This is a genomic window from Catenuloplanes niger (assembly GCF_031458255.1).
Classification (GTDB): Bacteria; Actinomycetota; Actinomycetes; order Mycobacteriales; family Micromonosporaceae; genus Catenuloplanes; species Catenuloplanes niger.
The window spans coordinates 3466164-3487464 of record NZ_JAVDYC010000001.1 but is presented as its reverse complement, the minus strand read 5'-3'; the positions used below and the strand labels follow the sequence as shown (position 1 = coordinate 3487464).

Genomic DNA, 21301 nt, shown 5'->3' with positions numbered 1-21301 from the left:
TGGGCCCTCGGACGGCCGGATCGCCTCAGGCGCCGACCCTGACCCCACCCTGAGTTTGCCGGGTGCCGCATGTCCGGGTGGTAACCCGTGGTCAGCGCACCGCGCGCGTGTGACGATCGATGCGGTAAGCGCCGCACCCGCATGAGGAGCCATGATCGACACCGCCCGACAGCCCCGCCGCCTCTTCCGGGCCCGTGACCATCGCGTGGTCGCCGGGGTCGCGTCCGGCCTGGCCCGGCACCTGCGGGTGTCGCCGCTGGCCGTGCGGGCCGCGTTCGTGATCCTGCTCGGCTTCAACGGGCTGGGCCTGATGCTCTACGCGGGCTTCTGGGCGGTCCTGCCGTACGAGCGGGTCACCGGCGAGCCGCGGCGCCGGGACGTGGCGCAGCTCGTGCCGTTCATCGCGATCGGTGTCGGCCTGATCCTGCTGCAGGTGCTGGTGCTCGGCGAGAACGCGGGCGTCACCGGCACGGCCGGCTGGCTGGTCGCGATCGTGGCGGTCGGCGCCGGCATCATCTGGCACGAGTCCACGCCGGAGCGGCGTCGCCAGTGGACCGAGGCGCTGCCGCGCTTCCCCTGGCTGGGCACGTTCCTGGAGGAGAGCGACCGGCGGCTGTTCCTGTTCCGGTTCATCGGCGGCGGCCTGCTGGTCGCGGTCGGGGTGATCGGCATGGTCGCGGTGTACGTCCCGGCGGAGAACTCCGAGGCCGTGGTCAACGGCATGCTGTTCGCCGGGCTCGGCCTGGCCGGCGTGGCCGTGGTCGCGGCGCCGGTGCTGTGGCGGACGATGAGCCTGCTGCGCGCCGAGCGGGAGGGCCGGATCCGGGAGACCGAGCGCGCCGAGCTGGCCGCGATGGTGCACGACCAGGTGCTGCACACGCTCGCGCTGATCCAGCGCAACGCGGACGACGTGAAGGCGGTGCAGCGGCTGGCCCGGGGACAGGAGCGCAGCCTGCGCAACTGGCTCTACAAGCCGACGGCGTCGCCGACCGAGCGGTTCGCGGCCGCGCTGGAGGAGGCGGCGGCCGAGGTCGAGGACACGTACGCGATCGCGGTCGAGGTCGTGGTGGTCGGTGACCGGGAGACGGACGAGCGCGTCGCCGCGCTGGTGATGGCCGCCCGGGAGGCGCTGGTGAACGCGGCCCGGCACGCCGGCGTGGCGACCGTGTCGCTCTACGCCGAGGTGGAGGAGGACCAGCTCAGCGTGTTCGTCCGGGACCGGGGCGCGGGCTTCGACATGGAGTCGGTGGAGGAGAACCGGCACGGCGTGCGCGGCTCGATCCTGGGCCGGATGAGCCGGCACGGCGGGCGCGCCGAGATCCGCAGCGAGCTCGGGGACGGCACCGAGGTCCGATTGTTCCTCCCGATGGACCGTGACGTGGTGACCTCCGGTAGGGAAAGGTGAGCAGCATGAGTCTCAGAGTCTTCCTCGTCGACGACCACGCGATGTTCCGGGCAGGTGTCCGCGCCGAGCTGGGCGCGCACGTGGACGTGGTGGGTGAGGCCAGCACCGTGGCGGAGGCGGTCAGCCGGATCGCCGCGACCACGCCGGACGTGGTGCTGCTGGACGTGCACATGCCGGACGGCGGCGGCCGCGCGGTGCTGGAGGCGATGCGCAAGTCGCACCCGCAGGTGCGGTTCCTGGCGCTCTCCGTCTCGGACGCGGCCGAGGACGTGATCGGGCTGATCCGGGCCGGCGCCCGCGGCTACGTCACGAAGACGATCTCGCCGGACGAGCTGGCCGCCGCGATCAGGCGGGTGGCCGAGGGCGACGCGGTGTTCAGCCCGCGGCTGGCCGGCTTCGTGCTGGACGCGTTCGCGGCCCGGCCGGACGCGCCGGTGGCCGACCCGGAGCTGGACCAGCTCACCAACCGCGAGCGCGAGGTGCTGCGGCTGCTGGCCCGGGGGTACGCGTACAAGGAGATCGCCAAGGAGCTGTTCATCTCGATCAAGACGGTCGAGACGCACGTGTCGAACGTGCTCCGGAAGCTGCAGATGAGCAACCGCTACGAGCTGTCCCGCTGGGCCGCCGACCGCCGCCTCGTCTAGGCCCCACAATCCGGTCTGTCCGTAAAAATCCCTTGCGCCTCCACATAGGATTTTGTTAATCAGGGGGTTACACCGGGCGCGGGGAACATCACAGCCGCTGCCTGCGGAAACGACGGCGATCTGCAGTCGAAGGAATGAAATACCTGATCAGATGGGACGGCTTGGGGCCCGAAACATGCAGGTAACAGGCTATGTCGTCCGCCCTGGCAAGTATCGGCTTGATAACAGCACCTTCACCTGTGAGTCCCTGCGGTGTCACAGTGTTCCTCACCTCACATACCCCTCGTGAGTGCCCTGAGGAGGCCCTTCCCATGCGCGGGAAAACCGCAATAAAGATCTCGGCTGGTCTTGCCGCGACCGCCCTGCTCGTCACCGCCTGCGGTGGCGGGGGCGACGACGAGGCCGGTGCCAGCAACGCTGTCGTCTCCATCGAGGTCGCGGAGCCGCAGTACCTGCTCCCGTCCAACACGAACGAGACCAGCGGCTCGCAGGTGCTCGCCGCTCTGTTCACGCCGCTCGTGGACTACGACGCCGACAACAAGCCGGTCGAGGTGGCCGCCGAGTCCATCAACACGACGGACAACGTCACCTGGACCATCAAGCTGAAGGACGGCTACACCTTCCACAACGGTGAGAAGGTGACCGCCGACAGCTACATCAACGCGTGGAACTACGGCTCGTACGGTCCGAACGGCCAGAACAACTCCTACTTCTGGGAGAAGATCGAGGGCTGGGCCGACATGCAGTCCGAGGACCCGGACGGTGAGGAGGGCCCGCAGAAGGCGCCCGAGCCGAAGGCGAAGACGCTGACCGGTCTCGCGAAGGTCGACGACCTGACGTTCACGGTCAAGCTGTCCGCGGCGTTCTCCGAGTTCAAGACGATGCTCGGCTACACCGCGTTCTACCCGCTGCCGGCCGCCGCGTTCGCCTCCGAGGGTGTCGTCAAGGAAGACTTCCAGGAAGCCATCATCGGCAACGGCCCCTTCAAGATGAAGGGCACCTGGCAGCACGACTCGCAGATCGAGGTCGAGCAGTACGCCGAGTACCCGGGCGAGAAGCCGAAGGTTCAGGGCGTCATCTTCAAGATCTACCAGGCGCTGCCGGCGGCCTACGCCGACCTGGCCGCGGACAACCTGGACGTGCTGAAGCAGATCCCGACCGAGAACATCTCGAGCGCCGAGGCGGACCTGGGCGACCGGTTCAAGAAGAGCGCGGCCTCGACGTTCCAGTTCGTGGCGTTCCCGACGTACCAGCAGGAGTTCAGCAAGCCTGAGGTGCGCCGCGCGATCTCGCAGGCGATCAACCGCGACGAGATCATCACCAGCGTCTTCAAGGGCTCGCAGACCGCCGCCCGCTCCTTCGTCTCCCCGGTCGTGGCCGGCTACCGCGAGGACACCTGCGGCCAGTACTGCGTCTTCGACGCCGCCAAGGCCAAGTCGGAGTACGACGCCGCCGGCGGCCCGAAGCAGATCACCATCACCTACAACGGCGACGGTGGCCACAAGGACTGGGTCGACGCGACCTGCAACCAGCTCAAGACGAACCTGGGCATCGAGTGCACCGGTGTCGCCGAGCCGAAGTTCGCCGACCTGCTGACCAAGCTCGACGACAAGCAGCCGATCGGCATGTTCCGGATGGGCTGGGTCATGGACTACCCGTCCATGGAGAACTACCTGGGCCCGATCTACACCACCGACGGCTCGTCGAACTACTACGGCTACTCGAACAAGCAGTTCGACGCGCTGTACAAGGAGGGCGTCTCCGCCGCCACGCCGGAGGAGGCCATCGCGAAGTACCAGGCCGCCGAGGACCTTCTGGTGCAGGACATGCCGGTGATCCCGCTGCGGTTCGGCCAGAACAACTTCGGTCACTCCACCAAGGTGAAGAATGTCGAGATGGACCTCTTCAACCGTGTGAACCTGATCAAGATCGAGGCCGCCTGAGTCAAGGCCGCGTCATGACGGGGGTGGCGCCGCGGGTCCAATCGGACGCGCGGCGCCACCGCCGTGTCACGCCGTCGCTGCTCACGAGGCAGTTTGCACCGCGCTCCGTCGCGGAGAAGGCCTGAGAAATGCTTCGTTATATCATCCGGCGCCTGCTTCAGGGCGTGCTCACGTTCTTCGGAGCCACGTTCGTCGTCTACGCGCTCATGTTCGCCAACCAAAACGACCCGCTGCAGGCGCTCGCGGGGGAGCGGCCGATCTCGGAGAGCGTCCGGCAGGCGCTGACCGAGCGCTACCACCTCAACGAGCCGTTCATCGTCCAGTACGGCTACTACATGCAGGGCATCTTCCAGGGTGACTTCGGCACGTCGCTGACCAACCGGCCAATCTCCGAGCTCCTGGAGAGTGCCTGGCCGAACACCGCACGGCTTGCCCTCATGGCGGTCATCTTCGCCGCGCTGATCGGTATCGTGGCCGGCGTCGTGGCGGGTATCCGGCGTGCGAGCATCTTCGATCACACCACGTTGATCATTACGTTGGTGTTGATCTCGATTCCGATCGTGGTGTTGGCGCCGTTGATGCAGTTGTTCTTCGGTGTGGAGTTGCGGTGGTTCCCCGCGACGGCGGGTGCGAATCCGACGTTCTACGCGTTGATGCTGCCCGCGATGGTGTTGGGTGCGGGTTCGTTGGCCACGTATTCGCGGTTGACGCGTACGTCGGTGGTGGAGAATCTGCGTGCCGACTATGTGCGTACGGCGAAGGCGAAGGGTTTGACCCGGAACCGGGTGATCGGTGTGCACGTGTTGCGGAACTCGCTGATCCCGGTGATCACCTACATCGGTGTCGATCTGGGTGGTCTGATGGCCGGCGCGATCGTGACCGAGGGTGTGTTCAACATCCCGGGTGTCGGCTCGCAGTTGTTCCGTGGCATCACGACCGAGGATGGGCCGCTGGTGGTGGGCTTCGTCAGCATTCTGGTGATCATCTTCATTCTGGCCAACCTGATCGTCGACCTGCTCTACGCGGTCCTGGACCCGAGGATCCGGTATGAGTGAGCACACGGCAGGAAACGGACGGGGCGGACCGGAGCGAGGCGAAGTGTCATGAGTGACCTGCAATCGATCGCCGCGGCGGAGACGCCGAGCGGTACCCCCGTCAAGGGCACCGGTGAGGAGAAGGCCCGCAGCCTGGGCCAGGACGCCTGGCGGGACCTCCGGCACAACTGGATCTTCTGGTTCGCGTCCGCGATCGCGCTGATCGTGATCCTGATGGCCATCGTGCCGTCGCTGTTCACGCCGAACGACCCGGCCGACTGCGCGCTGTCCCGGCAGCACGCGCCGGGTAGTGGCTGGGCGCTGTTCGGCTACGACTTCCAGGGCTGTGACATCTACGCCCGGACGGTCTACGGCGCCCGCGCCTCGATCTGGGTCGGCGTGCTCTCCACCGCGCTGGCCTCGACGGTCGGCCTGATCTTCGGCCTGTCCTCCGGCTTCTTCGGCGGCTGGCTGGACGCGATCCTGTCCCGGATCACCGACATCGTGCTCGGCATCCCGCTGCTGCTCGCCGCGATCGTGCTCGGCAAGCGCCTGGCGTCGACCGACACCGGCGGCTCGTCCGGCCTGATGGCGGTCGTGATCGTGCTCGGCATCCTGGGCTGGACCACGGCCGCGCGCGTGATGCGCTCATCGGTGATCTCGGCGAAGAACCAGGACTACGTGGCCGCGGCGCGCATGCTCGGTGCGGGGAATTTCCGGATCATGTTCCGGCACATCCTGCCGAACGCGATTGCGCCGTTCATCGTGGTGTTGACGATCGCGCTGGGACAGTTCATCGCGACCGAGGCCACGCTGTCGTTCCTGGGTATCGGGTTGAAGGGCAACGCGATCAGCTGGGGTATCGACATCTCCACGGCGTCGAAGCACGTTCGTGAGTCCGCTCCGCCGCTGGTCGCGCCGTCGATGTTCCTGGCGATGACCGTGCTGGCGTTCATCATGCTCGGCGACGCCATCCGCGACGCCTTCGACCCGAAGCTGCGGTGAGCACGACAATGACCGACATCAAGGTGAACACGGAAACCCTCCCGATCGACGCGGCGGCACCGCTGCTCGCCGTGGAGGACCTCAAGGTCGAGTTCCGCACCGCGACCGGTGTGGCCAAGGCCGTCAACGGCGCGAACTTCCGGCTCGCCGAGGGCGAGACGCTCGCGATCCTCGGCGAGTCCGGCTGCGGCAAGTCCGTGACCGCGCAGGCGATCATGGGCATCCTGGACACGCCGCCCGGTTTCATCACCGGCGGCGAGGTGCGCTACCGCGGCGTCGACCTGCTCAAGCTCAAGGAGGAGCAGCGCCGCCAGGTCCGGGCCAACCGGATCGCGATGATCTTCCAGGACGCGCTCTCCGCACTGAACCCGGTCTTCACGGTCGGCTTCCAGCTCGGCGAACTCTTCCGCAAGCACCGCGGCATGTCCCGCGCGGACGCGAAGAAGCGCGCGATCGAGCTGCTCGACCAGGTGAAGATCCCGGCCGCCCGGCAGCGCGTCGGCGAGTACCCGCACCAGTTCTCCGGCGGCATGCGGCAGCGCGTCATGATCGCCATGGCGCTGGCGCTCGACCCGGAGGTGCTGATCGCGGACGAGCCCACCACGGCGCTCGACGTGACCGTGCAGGCGCAGATCATGAACCTGCTCGCCGAGGTGCAGCGCGAGCGGAACATGGGCCTCATCCTGATCACGCACGACATGGGCGTGGTCGCGGACGTGGCGGACCGGATCTCGGTCATGTACGCCGGCCGCGTGGTGGAGGAGGCGCCGGTCTACGACATCTACGCCCGGCCGGCCCACCCGTACACGAAGGCGCTGCTCGAGTCGATCCCCCGGGTCGACCTCAAGGGCCAACAGCTCAGCGTGATCAAGGGCCTTCCGCCGACGCTGACGAACATCCCGCCGGGTTGCCCGTTCGCCGCCCGGTGCCGGTTCGCCCGCGACGTCTGCCGTCAGGACCCGGCGCCGCCCGCGTACCAGGTCACCCACAACCGCACCGCCCGGTGCCACTTCTGGAAGGAGGTGACCGGCGTTGAGTGACGACATCGTGCTGCAGACGAAAGATCTGAAGAAGCACTTCCCCATCACCCAGGGCATCGTCTTCCAGTCGAAGGTCGGCGCCGTACAGGCGGTCGACGGGGTCGACCTGGAACTCAAGCGCGGCGAGACGCTCGGCATCGTGGGCGAGTCCGGCTGCGGCAAGTCCACGCTGGCCCGCCTGCTCGTCGGACTGGAGACGCCGACGTCCGGTGCGATCAACGTGCGCGGTCAGGACATGACCAAGCTCCGGGGCGGTGAACTGCGCCGGGCCCGCCGCAACATCCAGATGGTGCTGCAGGACCCGTACACGTCGCTGAACCCGCGCATGACGGTCGGCGACATCATCGGCGAGCCCTTCGAGATCCACACCGACGTGGCGCCGAAGAGCGACCGGAAGCGCCGCGTCCGGGACCTGCTCGACATCGTCGGCCTGAACCCGGACCACATCAACCGCTACCCGCACCAGTTCTCCGGCGGACAACGCCAGCGCATCGGCATCGCCCGCGCCCTGGCACTCCGCCCCGAGATCATCGTCTGCGACGAGCCGGTCTCAGCCCTGGACGTCTCCATCCAGGCCCAGGTCATCAACCTGCTGGAACAGCTCCAGGACGAACTGGGCCTGTCCTACATCTTCATCGCGCACGACCTGTCCGTGGTCCGGCACATCGCGGACCGCGTCTCGGTCATGTACCTCGGCCGGATCGTCGAGACCGGTCGCGACCTGGAGATCTACGAGCAGCCCACGCACCCGTACACCCAGGCCCTGCTCTCGGCGGTGCCGGTCCCCGACCCCACCCTGCGCGGCCACCGCGACCAGATCGTCCTCGAGGGCGACGTCCCCTCCCCGGCCAACCCGCCCTCGGGCTGCCGGTTCCGGACGCGCTGCTGGAAGGCACAGCAGAAGTGCGCCGACGAGGATCCGATGCTGACGTTGCGTGCTAAGTCGGCTCATCCGAGCGCTTGCCACTTCGCTGAGGTTCGTGACGTGGTGCACGCGGTGGACTGATCGTTTGTCACCGAAGGTGGGGTCCGGTGGTTTTTGCTGGGCCCTGCTTTCGTTTTGTGTGATTTCTGTTGGTTGCGGTTTCGTCGGGTGGGGGTGTGGGGGCGATCGGCCGCACGACGGGCGGTCAGGCTTGATCCCGTCGTGCGGCCGATCGCCCCCACACCCCATGTGGTCGCTTTGGGTTGTTCGGCTGCGGCATTTTAGGCGGGGTCTTGGTGTTGCCGCCCACCCCACACCGACCCGGGCCCCCACCGTCACACTTCGTGGGTGCTTGTAAGCGCCGTTATTGGCCCCGAGGTCTCCGGTGCCGGTCGCGCCGTGGTCGTTTTTCAGGGTGCCTGGTCGGCCTTTACCCCCCGTGCCGCTGTCCCGGCCCGTCACGTCCCCCGTTCCCCGGCGCTTCGCGCCTCCGCCCCGCCCCCGGCCCTCAGCGTGCTCACCCGCCGGCCCTTCCCTATGGGCTGTCGGGTGGGTGTGACGACTACGGGTGCTTGGGAGGCGCGGAGCGGCGGTGTGGGGCGGGAGGGTGAAAGAAGCGGAAGGTGCCCATGGGGGCTGATGCTCAGCCAGGCACCCTGAAAATTGACCGCCTCGCGGCCGGCACCGGAGACCTCGGGGTCAATAACGGTGCTTACGAGCACCCACGATGTGTGAGGGTGGTGCCCGGGTCGGTGTCAGGTGGTGGTTACTCCAAGACCCCGCTTAAAAGGCCGCCGCCGTATAACCCAAAAGCGACCACTGGGGTGTGGGGGCGATCGCGCGCACGACGGGATCAAGCCTGACCGCCCGTCGTGCGCGCGATCGCCCCCACACCCCCCTCCGACGAAACCGCAAGAAAAACTAAAGAGGCCCCCGCCCCGCACGCAGCAGAAGAAGAGCAACCTGCGCCCCATCCGCCCCCAACGCCTCGCGGAACTTCTCCATAATCTCCCGCTCCCGACTCAACACGAGACGCGTCCCACCCGACGCGACACGCGTCTTGCCGACCTGCTGAGAGAGCGACGATCGCTCCTTCCAGAGCGCGATGATCGCATCGTCGATCTCGTTGATCCGGGAGCGGATCTCAAGGATCGCCGCCGACGCGGTCGCCTCGGCCGTGCCGGTGTCCTGGCTGGGCCGGCCGGCGTCCTGCGGCTGTTCCACTACCGTGGCCATTCTCATCTCCTGATCACGCTGGGTCGGTTCCGGGACGCGAAAAAGCCCCGGGCTGCCGAGCCCGGGGCTTTGTCGTAGGTCTGTCGTTCAGGCGCGACCCACGGCTGCCGGGACTCCGGAGCCGTAGCCATAAAATCGCGCCTGCGGGAACACGTCGTCGAGTATGCCCAGGCCGGATGTGTCCGCGCAAGCGTTTGCCCACTTATCGGACACATCCGGCGGTCGGCGGACGATTTCCGTCAGGCGATGCGGGTGATGCGGTCGGCCGGGCCCGGTGCGACCGGGCTGTTCGCCTCCAGGTAGGCGACCAGTGCGTCGATGTCGAAGCCGGGTGCGGTGGTGCGGTCGGCGCCGAGTGTCAGGTTGGTGAAGCCGTCGCCGCCGTTGGCCAGGAAGTCGTTGGTCGTCACCCGGTACGTCGCGGCCGGGTCGATCGGGGTGCCGTTGAGCGCGAGGTTGCTGACCCGGCTGCCGGCCGCGGCGGTGCTGTCGAAGCTGTACGTGAAGCCGGCCGAGACCTGCAGCACGCGCTGGGTGGTCTGCCCGGCGAAGCCGGCGAACTGCTGCTCGAGCACGTCCTTGAGCTGCGCGCCGGTGAACGTCTGGGTGACCACCAGGTTGTTGAACGGCTGCACCGTGAACGTCTCGCCGTAGGTGATCTGCCCGGGTGCCTCACCGCCGGACTGCGCGTCGTACGGCAGGGACGCGCGGATGCCGCCCGGGTTCATCAGCGCGATCTGCGCGCCGTCGTCCCGCGTGTACGCCAGCTGCGCGTCCGCGATCACGTCGCCGAGCGGGCTCTCCTGGTTGGCGCCCGGGTCCCGGCTGATGGTCGCGGTGATCGAGCCGACGATCCGGTTCGCGATCGGCGCGACCGCGGTGCGGTACTTGTCCGCGATCTGCTTCGCGGCCGGGTCACGGAGCGCCGGGTTGCGGACCGGCGCGCCGGCCGGGTCGGTCTGCCAGGTGCCGTCCGGGTTGCGTACGCCGTTCTCCACGATGACGTTGCGTGCGGTGATCTCGGCGAACGCCCCGGTGCGCTTGTCCAGCGCGTAGTCGATGTCGGTGATCAGCGTGCCGTTGCTGCCGGCGCTGGTCACGACGGTCTGCGTGCCGTGCGGGTTCGGCAGCGCGCAGGTGTAGTAGCGGTGCGTGTGGCCGGAGACGACCAGGCCGAACTCGGGGCGCAGGCCGTTGACGATGCCGACGACCGGGCCGGAGAAGTTCGCGCAGTCGGACAGGCCGGGCGTGGCCGGCGGCGAGTTCTGCTGGCCGCCCTCGTGCAGCAGCAGGACCAGGGACTTGACGCCGAACGCGCGGAGCAGGCCACCCCACTTGTTCGCGGTCTCGATCTCGTCGAGGAACGTCACGTCCGCGATGCCGGCCGGGTTGACGATGCTGGGCGTGGCCTCCAGCGTCATGCCGACGAAGCCGACCGGGACGCCGTCGACCAGCCGCACCTCGACCGGCGGCAGGATCGGCAGGCCGGACCGCTTGTAGACGGTGTTCGCGGCGAGGTAGGTGAAGCGTGCGCCGGCGAACCCGTCGCCGTCCTGGCAGCCGTCGACCGGGTGGCAGCCGCCGCGGTTGAGGCGGATCAGCTCGCTGACGCCCTCGTCGAACTCGTGGTTGCCGACCGAGCTGATCTCCAGCCCGACCTGGTCCATCAGCTCGATCGTCGGCTCGTCGTGGAACGCGGCACTGACCAGCGGTGACGCGCCGATCAGGTCGCCCGCGCCGACCGTGATGCTGCGGCCGCGACCCTCCGCCCGGGCCTCGGCGCGCAGCTTCTTAAGCCAGGTGGCGAGGTATTCGACGCCGCCGGCCGGCACGCCGGTGACCAGGCCGCCGCTGCCGGTCGGCGGGTCGATGGCGCCGTGGAAGTCGTTGTAGCTGAGGAAGTTGCCCTTGACGGTCCGGTCGCCGTGCTGGAACGACACGTTGACCGGGGTGAGGGTGTCGGCTGACGGCGGGGCGGAGACGCTGCCGGGCACGAGAGCTATGGCTATGGCCAGCGCGGCGGCCGGCGTTGCCAGCGCCCGCAGCACCGGCCAGAGGCGCTTGCGAGATCGATCCATGCACGCATGCTTATCCATCCGTGGGTCCCCCGCCAGAGTGCTCGGGTGTCGTCTTGGCATCGGCGAGGTTGCCTGTCGTACGGGGGGCCTAGACTTGCCCGCGATGCAATCGCTGTTTGATGTCCCCCCGGTCCAGCCCACGCCGCCGACCCGCCCCGCGTCGCCTCGCCGCGACACGGAGGCGCTGCTCGCCGGGCTCAACGGTCCCCAGCGTGACGCGGTGACGCACGCCGGTGGGCCGCTGCTGATCGTGGCCGGTGCCGGGTCGGGCAAGACCCGGGTGCTGACGAACCGCATCGCCTATCTGCTGGCCGCGCGCGACGTGCATCCCGGCGAGATCATGGCGATCACGTTCACGAACAAGGCCGCCGGTGAGATGAAGGAGCGGGTCGCCGCGCTGGTCGGCAACCGCGCCCGGATGATGTGGGTCTCCACGTTCCACTCTGCGTGCGTGCGCATCCTGCGCGCGGAGCACGAGCATGCCGGGCTGAAGTCGACGTTCTCGATCTACGACGCGGACGATTCGCGCCGGCTGATGACGCTGGTCGCGCGCGAGCTGGACCTCGACCCGAAGCGCTACCCGCCGCGCGGTCTGGCCACCCAGGTGTCGAACCTGAAGAACGAGCTGACCGACCCGGAGGAGTTCGCGGCGAAGGCGTCCGGGCCGAACGAGCGGGCCGTCGCCGAGGCGTACCAGCTCTACCAGCGCCGTCTGCGGGAGGCGCACGCGCTGGACTTCGATGACCTGATCATGGCGACCGTGCACCTGTTCCAGTCGCATCCGCTGGTCGCGGAGTCGTACCGGCGCCGGTTCCGGCACGTGCTGGTCGACGAGTACCAGGACACCAACCACGCGCAGTACACGTTGATCCGTGAGCTGGTCGGCAACGGTGTGCCCGAGGCCGGCCTGCCGCCGGCCGAGCTGTGCGTGGTCGGCGACGCGGACCAGTCGATCTACGCGTTCCGCGGCGCGACGATCCGGAACATCCTGGAGTTCGAGCGCGACTACCCGGACGCGCGCACGATCCTGCTGGAGCAGAACTACCGCTCCACCCAGACCATCCTGAACGCGGCGAACGCGGTGATCGACCGCAACACGTCCCGCAAGCCGAAGCGGCTCTGGAGCGACCAGGGCGAGGGCGAGCGGATCGTCGGGTACGTGGCGGACACCGAGCACGCCGAGGCGGACTGGGTGGCCCGGGAGATCGACCGGCTCGGCGACAACGGGCTGGCCAAGCCGGGTGACGTGGCCGTCTTCTACCGGACGAACGCGCAGTCCCGGGTGTTCGAGGAGGTGTTCATCCGCGTCGGCCTGCCGTACAAGGTGGTCGGCGGGGTGCGCTTCTACGAGCGCAAGGAGGTCCGGGACGCGCTGGCCTACCTGCGTGCCGTGGTCAACGACGACGACACCGTCAGCATCCGCCGCATCCTGAACACGCCGAAGCGCGGCATCGGTGAGCGCGCCGAGGCGTGCGTCGAGGCGCTGGCGAACCGGGAGCGCATCTCGTTCGGCGCCGCGTTGCGCCGGGCCGCGGAGGCGCCGGGCATCTCGACCCGCGCGGTCAACGGCATCAACGAGTTCGTGGCGATGCTCGACGACGTGCGCGAGCTGGCCCGGACCGCCCCGCCGGAGGAGGTGCTGGAGGCGCTGATCACCCGCTCCGGCTACCTGACCGGTCTGGAGGAGAGCATCGACCCGCAGGACGCGGGCCGGGTGGAGAACCTGCAGGAGCTGGTCAGCGTCGCCCGGGAGTACACGGAGCGCACCGAGGCCGCGGACGGGCCGGAGTCGTCCGTCGCCGGGTTCCTGGAGCAGGTGGCGCTGGTCGCGGACGCGGACCAGATCCCGGACGAGCCGGACGCCGACCACCAGGGCGTGGTCACGCTGATGACGCTGCACACGGCGAAGGGCCTGGAGTTCCCGGTCGTGTTCCTCACCGGCATGGAGGAGGGCGTGTTCCCGCACATGCGGGCCATGTCCGACACCAAGGAGCTGGAGGAGGAGCGGCGCCTGGCGTACGTCGGGATCACCCGGGCACGGCAGCGGCTCTACCTGTCGCGCGCGGTCACCCGGTCCGCCTGGGGCGCCCCGCAGTACAACCCGGCGTCGCGGTTCACCGACGAGCTGCCGTCCGAGCTGGTCCGGTGGGAGCGCACCGAGGGGTCGTACACGACGTGGTCCGGCTCGGCCGGTGGGGTCGGCGGCCGCGGCGCTTCGCGCAATTCCAGTTTCGTCGGGGGTACGAGCAAGGCGCAGAAGATCGCGCAGGGGCTCGGCATCGACGCCAGCAAGCTCGCCACCGCCAGTGACCTGCGCACCCAGGCGCCGTCCGTGTCGCCCGGCGACCGGGTCAACCACCAGCGGTACGGGCTGGGCCGGGTCCTGGTGGTCGAGGGCCAGGGTGCCGGGGCACGCGCGCAGATCGACTTCGGTGACCAGAAGGTGTGGCTGGTGCTGCGCCACGCGCCGATCGAGAAGATGTAGGTCAGCAGCCCAGGTCGACGCCGCGGTCCGCCATCCAGGCGGCCGGGTCGACCTGGTTCCACATGCCGTCGTGCACCTCGAAGTGCAGGTGCGGCCCGGTGGAGTTGCCGGTGGAGCCCTCCGCGCCGATGGTCTGGCCGGGCGTGACCCGGTCACCGGGCGAGACCGCGACCCGGGACAGGTGCGCATAGTGCGTGTAGAAACCGTTGCCGTGGTCGACGAGCACGGACAGGCCGTAGCCGCCGTAGTTCGCGCCGGCCGTGACCACGGTGCCGGCGCCGGCCGTGCGGACCCGGGTGCCGCTGGCCGCGGCCAGGTCGATGCCGGCGTGCAGCTTGCCCCAGCGGCGGCCGAAGCAGGACGTGGTGCGGCCCTCCGGCATCGGATCCACCCAGGCCTTGGCCGCAGGCTTGCTCGTCCGGCTCGGCGACGGCGACGGTGACCGGCCGGGGCTCGGCTTGTCCGGCGTGGGACTTGCGGCCGGCGCTGGAGACGTGGCGGCCGGGGTGACCGGGGACGTGGCGGCCGGCGCGGCCGACGCGCTCGCCGGGACCCGCTCGGCGGAGCGGTTGGCGGCGGACGCGGCGGCGGCACGCTCCTCCAGCGCGTCCACGACCGCGGCCGGTGCGGCCCGCGTGACGTCGTCGGGGCCGGTGACGGCGCCGTGGAGCGTCGCGGCACCGGTGACGGCCATCCCGGTGACCGCGAGCGTCGCCGCGGCCGCCTGGCGAAGCTGAGCGGCCTTCTGATCCGGTCGCCGGTGCGCGCCGCCCTTCAGTTCGGCGAGCCGCGGGCGGTGACGGTGCCGGCCGGGCAGCCGCCGATGCCGCCCGGCACGGTCCTTCGGCCGCCCGGCATCGCCGGGAACGAGCTGATCGTCGGCGGCCCGCCGGCCCTCGGGAACCGTCCGGGCCTCGGGGCTGCGCCGCGGCGCGGGGATGAGCCGAGGGGCGGCCGGCAGTCGCGGCTCGTCGGCGGCCCGCCGGCCCCCGGGAACCGTCCGGACTTCGGGGCTGCGCCGCGGCGCGGGGATGAGCCGAGGGGCGGCCGGCAGTCGCGGCCCGGGGATGACCGGTGCCTCGCGCAGGCCGGCCTGCGTCTGGTCAGCCTGCGGCTGGGTCTCTGGCTGGGCGGCCTGCGGCCGGGCCTCCGGCTGGGCGGCCTGCGGCCGGGCGGTGGTCTGCGGAAGGGCCGGGAACTCCGGACGGGTGGCCGTCCGCGACATGGCCGGGAGCTCCGTCCCGGCGGCGGCCCCAGGCCCGGCGGGCGGCAGGGCCAGGATCTCCGGCTGGTCGGCGGTCTGCGGGAGGGCCGGGAACTCCGGCTGGACGGCGGCATCCGTCGGGGCCAGGATCGCCGGTCGGGCGGCGGTCTGCGGGCGGGCCCGCAACTCCGGCTCGGCCGCGGTCTCCGGCCGGGCCGGGAACGCCGGCACCGCCGGGAACGCCCGCACCGCCGGGAACTCTGGCGCGGCAGGGAGCACCGGCAGGGCCGGGGCCTCGGGGCCGGCCACGGCGCCGGGGGTCGCCCGGTCGTCCGGGGCCGTGATCGTGCCGGTGTCCGGGTCGTCGTACACGGGCGCACCTCCGTCGGCTGAACAGCAGCAATGACGAAGAATGCTGAACGATCACGCTATGACCCGCTAGGTGATACCCGACAGGATCGATCCGTATCAGTCCCGATCGAGGTGGATTTGTCCGGTCGGCGGCCCGGGCGTCCCGAAATTGGCCGGCGCCCGTCGTGTGCCAGCACACACTTCGGCCAGTGACATGATGAACAGCGAAAACCTGGGGTAGACGAAAAACCGCCCTCCCCGTACGGGAAGGGCGGTAACGAAGAGCGGAGCGTCAGGGCGCCGTCACGGCGCCGTAGACCTGCTCGACCTCGAGCTGGATGTCGACGCCCTTCTCGCGCAGCAGCGGCACGGGGTCGCGGGGCTCGCCGTCGACGTGGATCTCCAGGTGGAGGTGCGCGCCGTAGGAGTGGCCCGTGTCGCCGACCAGGCCGAGCGTGTCGCCGGCCTTGACCTGCTGACCCGCCTCGACCATGAGCTGCGAAGAGTGTCCATATATGGTCTCGACGCCGTCGCCGTGGTCGACAATGACTGCGTAGCCGTACCCGCCGTACCACCCGGCCAGCTTCACGGTGCCACCGTGAACGGCCTTGTACGGCGTGCCCTCCTGGGCGGCCAGGTCGATGCCCTGGTGGACCTCGTTCCACCGGATGCCGTACGGCGCGGTGAAGTCGTATCCGTGCAGCGGAAGGAGCCAGGCATCGGGGGAGTCGGCCAGCGAGGTGGCGAGGCCCGCGTCCGCGGACTCCTCGCGGTCGCTGTCACGCGTGGAGCGCTCGGCGCTCGCTTCGCGCTCGGCGAGTTCCTCCGCGGTGGTCGCGCTGTCCAGCGAGTTCTTCAGCGCGGTGGTGTCGACGCCCTTGGCGTCGTCCAGCGCGGCGCCCGCGCCCAGGGCCACCACTCCCGCGCCCACCAGTGCGGTGGTCACCACCGCCGCGTAGCGGCTTCCGGGAACAGTAGGTACGCGACGTCGACCGCGATAGCGGTCTGGCTCGGATGAAAGCCGCTGACGCACGTACACCCTCCGATATCTGTCCACTCGCCGGTGCTTTCGCGCTCCGGACTGCCGGGCGCTGACCGTGGGTGAACACTGGCTGGTTTAGACCGCCGGTCCGGGGTATCCCGGTTGACAGCCGTTGGACACGGTAGCCAAGCGGTGGGCCGGTCACAAGTTCTGCAGCCGATTTGCTGACTGGGTGTGCGACGTCATGGCGCAGAATGCCGGAATTCGTAACCATTTGTACCCCCCGTCGTTAGTGGCGCTGCGTAATTTTCGCCCATACCTAACGTGATGTGACGGCGGCTACTTCATCGAGTGACGACCCGATTGCGCATCGGTCCATCCCCTAGGGGCTGCACGATCGTTAAGGTAGCTCTGTGGACATCTCTCATCACTGAATAGAGGTGCGGCAGCTATGGAACCGCGAATTCGGGTTGTGGTCGCGAAGCCGGGCCTGGACGGGCACGATCGCGGCGCGAAGGTGGTCGCACGGGCGCTCCGGGACGCCGGTATGGAGGTCGTCTACACCGGTCTGCACCAGACGCCGGAGCAGATCGTGGAGACCGCGATCCAGGAGGACGCGGACGCGGTCGGGCTGTCCGTGCTCTCCGGTGCGCACATGACGCTGTTCCGGCGGGTGGTCGAGCTGCTGGCCGAGCGCGGCGTCGACGACATCGTGGTGTTCGGCGGCGGCATCATTCCGGGCGCGGACATCCCGGAACTGGAGCGGATCGGGGTGGCGAAAATCTTCGGCCCCGGTGCCACCATGCAGTCGATCGTCGACTGGGTGCGCGCGAATGTGGCGGGAATCCCGGCGGACAGTAAATAGGCCCGGTGGCTGCCCCATTCGGTGGCGGCCGCCGCCCGATTTCGACGGGAAATGCGGAAATAGGGAAGGGCCGGACGCACCCCTCACACGTCCGGCCCCTCTATGCGCGATGCCCCGCCGCCACCCCTCGACCGACAGGGCATCGGCCGCTTTCTCGTCCCGCCGCCGCTGTGCGGTGCGCTGACATCTGACTCAACGACGCCCTCTGAACAGGGGTTACGGAACCGGCTACGCGATTTTTGGCGTAACTCGTGTCCCAACGCCACCGCCTGCACCGACAACTGTGCGACGGGCGGAATGTGCAGTACCGCACACCATGTACCCGCCTGGCAGTGCGGAGTGCCCAGGTCGCTAGGGTGACGGGAAAGGCACCTTCTCATCACCGGATGAGCGGTGCACATCCACGCTGGCAGCGGCGCCGGGGTGCCGCGGAGTGAATCGGGACGCGCAAGTGGACCTGTATGAGTACCAGGGGCGCGAGCTATTCGAGCGGCACGGCCTGCCCGTGCTGAGCGGTGGCGTCGCCACGACCCCCGAGGAGGCCCGCGCGATCGCCGAGCGTCTCGGCGGCCGGGTCGTTGTCAAGGCGCAGGTGAAGGTCGGTGGCCGCGGTAAGGCCGGCGGCGTCAAGCTGGCCGAGGGCGTCGAAGAGGCGACCGCCCGCGCGACGGACATCCTCGGGATGGACATCAAGGGTCACACGGTGCACAAGGTCATGTTGACCGTCACCGCTGACATCGCCGAGGAGTACTACCTCTCCTACCTGCTCGACCGGGCGAACCGCACGTTCCTGTGCATCGCCAGCGTCGCGGGCGGCATGGAGATCGAGACGGTCGCCGAGACCGACCCGGACAAGGTCGCGAAGATCCAGATCGACGCGATCCAGGGCGTGGACGAGGCGAAGGCGCGCGAGATCGTCGCGGCCGCCAAGTTCCCGGCCGACGTGTCCGAGCAGATCGTCGACATCGCGCAGAAGCTGTGGGTGGCCTTCATCAAGGAGGACGCCACGCTGGTCGAGGTGAACCCGCTGGCCAAGACGCCGGAGGGCAAGGTCCTCTGCCTGGACGCCAAGGTCACGCTGGACGAGAACTCGCACTTCCGGCACGCGGACCAGGAGGGCTTCGTCGACGCGGCCTCGGTCGACCCGCTGGAGCAGGCGGCCAAGGAGAAGAACCTCAACTACGTGAAGCTCGACGGTTCCGTCGGCATCATCGGCAACGGCGCGGGCCTGGTCATGTCCACGCTCGACGTGGTCGCCTACGCCGGTGAGAACCACGGTGGCGTGAAGCCGGCGAACTTCCTCGACATCGGCGGCGGCGCGAGCGCCACCGTGATGGCGAACGGCCTGGAGATCGTCCTCTCCGACCCGGCCGTGAAGTCCGTCTTCGTCAACGTCTTCGGCGGCATCACCGCCTGCGACGCGGTCGCGAACGGCATCCTGCAGGCGCTGCAGCTGCTGGCCGACCGGGGCGAGCAGGTCACCAAGCCGCTCGTCGTCCGACTGGACGGCAACAACGCGGAGGCCGGCCGCGCGATCCTGGACTCGGCCGCGAACCCGCTCGTCGAGCGGGTCGACACCATGGACGGTGCGGCCGCGCGTGCCGCCGAGCTCGCGGCTGCGGGGGTCTGACGACAATGGCTATCTGGCTCACCAAGGACTCCAAGGTCATCGTCCAGGGCATCACCGGGTCCGAGGGCACCAAGCACACCAAGCGCATGCTCGCCGCGGGCACGAACGTGGTCGGTGGCACCAACCCGAAGAAGGCCGGGCAGACGCTCGACTTCGACGGCACCCAGCTTCCGGTCTTCGGCACCGTCAAGGAGGCCATGGAGAAGACCGGTGCGGACGTCACCGTCATCTTCGTGCCGCCGGCGTTCTCCAAGGCCGCGGTGATCGAGGCGATCGACGCCGAGATCGGCCTGGCCATCGTGATCACCGAGGGCATCCCGGTGCACGACAGCGCCGCGTTCTGGGCGCACAACGTGGCGAAGGGTCAGAAGACCCGGATCATCGGCCCGAACTGCCCCGGCATCGCGTCGCCCGGCCAGTCGAACGCCGGCATCATCCCCGGCGACATCACCGGCGCCGGCCGGATCGGCCTGGTCTCCAAGAGCGGCACGCTGACCTACCAGCTGATGTACGAGCTGCGGGACATCGGCTTCTCCACCGCGGTCGGCATCGGCGGTGACCCGGTCATCGGCACCACGCACATCGACGCGCTCAAGGCGTTCCAGGAGGACCCGGACACCGACGCGATCGTCATGATCGGTGAGATCGGTGGCGACGCGGAGGAGCGGGCCGCCGACTTCATCAAGGCGCACGTGACGAAGCCGGTCGTCGGCTACATCGCGGGCTTCACCGCCCCGCCCGGGAAGACCATGGGCCACGCCGGTGCGATCATCTCCGGTTCGGCCGGCACCGCGGACGCGAAGAAGGTCGCGCTCGAGGCGGCCGGCGTCAAGGTCGGCAAGACGCCGTCCGAGACCGCTCGCCTGATGCGGGAGATCATGAGCTGAATGCCGCTTTCGTGATCGCGGTTTCGCCCCGAGCACTGAGTGGTGCGTCACAGCCCCCGTCGAGTGAGGACACTCGGCGGGGGTTTTCCTTAGCCAGAACAGGGCTGACGTGGAAAAGTAGGCACCGATGCCGAGCACCCCGGACCGTCCGGCCGCAGGCGCCCAGCCGGACGAGACGCTGACCGACGCCGAGGCCGCCTATCTCGCTGCCCGCGACACGGTCCCCATCGACGCGTCCGACGGCCGCGATCTGCGCACCCGGGACACCGTGCGGTTGCCGCTGCAACGGGCCCGCGCCCGGGCGAGAGCCGGCCGTGCGCCGCTCGCCGTGGCCGCCGTGGTCGCCGCCGGCTGGGCGTTCCTGGTCTCCTACCTGCCGGTCGCGATCGTCATGTGGCTGGCGCAGCTCGTCGAGGGCGCCGGTTCGATCGGCGGCTCCGTGATCGTCGGGCTCGGTGCCTGGCTGCTCGGACACGGCGTACCGCTGGGCACGTCGCTCGGCCCGGTCGGCCTGGCGCCGCTCGGCCTGGCCGTGCTGATCGCCTGGCGGCTGGCCCGGGCCGGCGTGCACGTCACCCGGGCCATCGGCGCGCGGGACGACGGCACGATGCGGCAGGCGTTCTCCGTCGCCGGCGCGATCGGTCTCGCCTGGGGTGGGCTGGGGCTGCTCGCGGCGCTGCTGGTCGGTGCCGGCGGTGGGCCGGAGGTCAACGCGTTGCGCGCGTTCGGCACGCTCTTCGCGGTCGGCGGGCTGGCCTCGCTGACCGGTGCGCTGCGGACCACGGGCGCGCTCGGCGAGCTGGCGTCGCGCCTGCCGAGATACCTGCGCGACGCCGTCCGTACCGGCGTGGTGGGTGGCCTGTTGATCCTGGCCACCGGCGCGGGGAGCACCGGGCTCGCGATCGCGCTCAACGGCGGCGACGCCAGCGACATGATCGGCGCCTACCGGACCGGGGTGGCCGGGCAGGCGGGCATCACGCTGGTCAGCCTCGCCTACGCGCCGAACGCCGCGATCTGGGCGGTCGGCTACCTGCTCGGGCCCGGCTTCTCCCTCGGTACCCACACCACGGTGCAGATAACGCAGGTCAGCGTGGGGGCGCTGCCGACCGTACCGTTGGTGGCGGGTCTTCCGTCCGGGCCGCTCGGTGGCCTCGGCGCCGCGCTGCCCGCGGTGCCGCTGATCGCCGCGATGCTGGCCGGCTGGCTGCTGCACCGGCGGCTGCGGCGGGCCGGTCGTGACCCGTCCCGGCCGCCACGCGTGGTGCCCTGGCGCCGGCTCACCGCGGCCGCGGCCACGTCCGGGCCGGTCGCGGGCGTGGTGCTGTTCGTGGCCGCGTTCGTCTCCGGCGGTCCGCTCGGCGGCGGGCGCCTCTCCGAGCTCGGCACGTCCGCGTGGCAGGTCGGCCTGATCGGCACCGGCGTGGTGACCGTGGGCGCGCTGGCCGGCGCGATCGCCTCGCGCATGTTCGCCGCGGGAGCAAGGACCGGAAGACCCCGCACGGGTACGCCGCCGGCGAGCTGAACGCGGAGCCGGTCCATCGTGTGTCACACCCGGGACACCCGACGTTTGGGCCGCTCCGGCCGCCT

General features: G+C 69.7%; 16 protein-coding genes. 12 read left to right on the top strand and 4 right to left on the bottom strand.

Annotation, left to right across the window (positions count from 1 at the left end; genetic code table 11):
- Positions 1 to 151 precede the first annotated feature (151 nt).
- The 7 genes from J2S44_RS15140 to J2S44_RS15110 all read left to right on the top strand — a co-directional run bounded on the left by J2S44_RS15140 (position 152) and on the right by J2S44_RS15110 (position 8077).
- Entirely contained in the window at positions 152 to 1405 is a 1254-nt protein-coding gene (locus J2S44_RS15140; protein WP_310413742.1) for an ATP-binding protein, read from the top strand.
- A gap of 5 nt (positions 1406 to 1410) precedes the next feature.
- The gene (locus tag J2S44_RS15135) at positions 1411 to 2049 is read left to right on the top strand and encodes a response regulator (protein ID WP_307240882.1); all 639 of its coding nucleotides are present in this window, start codon (positions 1411 to 1413) and stop codon (positions 2047 to 2049) included.
- A gap of 311 nt (positions 2050 to 2360) precedes the next feature.
- Positions 2361 to 3992 carry a peptide ABC transporter substrate-binding protein gene (locus tag J2S44_RS15130; RefSeq protein ID WP_310413739.1) on the top strand — a complete coding sequence of 544 codons (1632 nt, stop codon included), beginning with the start codon at positions 2361 to 2363 and terminating at the stop codon, positions 3990 to 3992.
- Positions 3993 to 4120: 128 nt separating this feature from the next.
- On the top strand, positions 4121 to 5047 hold the full coding sequence (locus J2S44_RS15125; RefSeq protein ID WP_310413736.1) for an ABC transporter permease: 927 nt from the start codon (positions 4121 to 4123) through the stop codon (positions 5045 to 5047).
- A gap of 48 nt (positions 5048 to 5095) precedes the next feature.
- A complete protein-coding gene (locus J2S44_RS15120; RefSeq protein WP_310413733.1) occupies positions 5096 to 6031 on the top strand; it encodes an ABC transporter permease in 936 nt (311 codons plus the stop codon).
- A gap of 8 nt (positions 6032 to 6039) precedes the next feature.
- Positions 6040 to 7071: an ABC transporter ATP-binding protein gene (locus J2S44_RS15115; protein ID WP_310413730.1), complete on the top strand. Its 1032-nt coding sequence runs from the start codon at positions 6040 to 6042 to the stop codon at positions 7069 to 7071.
- Entirely contained in the window at positions 7064 to 8077 is a 1014-nt protein-coding gene (locus J2S44_RS15110; protein WP_310413727.1) for an ABC transporter ATP-binding protein, read from the top strand. Before J2S44_RS15115 ends, J2S44_RS15110 begins: the two co-directional genes overlap by 8 nt.
- Positions 8078 to 8917: 840 nt before the next feature.
- On the opposite strand, the gene J2S44_RS15105 is transcribed toward J2S44_RS15110, so the two are convergent.
- Both J2S44_RS15105 and J2S44_RS15100 read right to left on the bottom strand, forming a co-directional pair.
- Positions 8918 to 9232 carry a chorismate mutase gene (locus J2S44_RS15105; RefSeq protein ID WP_310413724.1) on the bottom strand — a complete coding sequence of 105 codons (315 nt, stop codon included), beginning with the start codon at positions 9230 to 9232 and terminating at the stop codon, positions 8918 to 8920.
- A gap of 239 nt (positions 9233 to 9471) precedes the next feature.
- Positions 9472 to 11310, bottom strand: a complete 1839-nt coding sequence (locus tag J2S44_RS15100) for a bifunctional metallophosphatase/5'-nucleotidase (protein ID WP_310413721.1) — start codon at positions 11308 to 11310, stop codon at positions 9472 to 9474.
- Between the two features lie 103 nt (positions 11311 to 11413).
- On the opposite strand from J2S44_RS15100, the gene pcrA reads away from it, so the two are divergent.
- Complete coding sequence (gene pcrA, locus J2S44_RS15095) at positions 11414 to 13795, top strand: DNA helicase PcrA (RefSeq protein ID WP_310413718.1); 2382 nt, start codon at positions 11414 to 11416, stop codon at positions 13793 to 13795.
- Position 13796: 1 nt separating this feature from the next.
- Here pcrA and J2S44_RS15090 read toward each other — a convergent pair whose 3' ends face one another.
- Together J2S44_RS15090 and J2S44_RS15085 are read right to left on the bottom strand one after the other, a co-directional pair.
- A complete protein-coding gene (locus J2S44_RS15090) occupies positions 13797 to 15371 on the bottom strand; it encodes a M23 family metallopeptidase (protein ID WP_310413716.1) in 1575 nt (524 codons plus the stop codon).
- A gap of 271 nt (positions 15372 to 15642) precedes the next feature.
- On the bottom strand, positions 15643 to 16383 hold the full coding sequence (locus J2S44_RS15085) for a M23 family metallopeptidase (RefSeq protein ID WP_310413713.1): 741 nt from the start codon (positions 16381 to 16383) through the stop codon (positions 15643 to 15645).
- Positions 16384 to 16783: 400 nt separating this feature from the next.
- On the opposite strand from J2S44_RS15085, the gene icmB reads away from it, so the two are divergent.
- The 4 genes from icmB to J2S44_RS15065 all read left to right on the top strand — a co-directional run bounded on the left by icmB (position 16784) and on the right by J2S44_RS15065 (position 21236).
- Positions 16784 to 17197, top strand: a complete 414-nt coding sequence (gene icmB / locus J2S44_RS15080) for a coenzyme B12-dependent isobutyryl CoA mutase small subunit (RefSeq protein WP_310413710.1) — start codon at positions 16784 to 16786, stop codon at positions 17195 to 17197.
- A 451-nt stretch (positions 17198 to 17648) separates the two neighbouring features.
- Complete coding sequence (sucC, locus tag J2S44_RS15075; RefSeq protein ID WP_310413707.1) at positions 17649 to 18827, top strand: ADP-forming succinate--CoA ligase subunit beta; 1179 nt, start codon at positions 17649 to 17651, stop codon at positions 18825 to 18827.
- Positions 18828 to 18832: 5 nt separating this feature from the next.
- Positions 18833 to 19714, top strand: coding sequence for a succinate--CoA ligase subunit alpha (gene sucD / locus J2S44_RS15070; protein ID WP_310413704.1), 882 nt, complete (start codon positions 18833 to 18835; stop codon positions 19712 to 19714).
- A gap of 127 nt (positions 19715 to 19841) precedes the next feature.
- Positions 19842 to 21236 (top strand): cell division protein PerM, encoded by a 1395-nt coding sequence (locus J2S44_RS15065; RefSeq protein WP_310413702.1) that lies wholly within the window; start codon positions 19842 to 19844, stop codon positions 21234 to 21236.
- Positions 21237 to 21301: the final 65 nt, after the last annotated feature.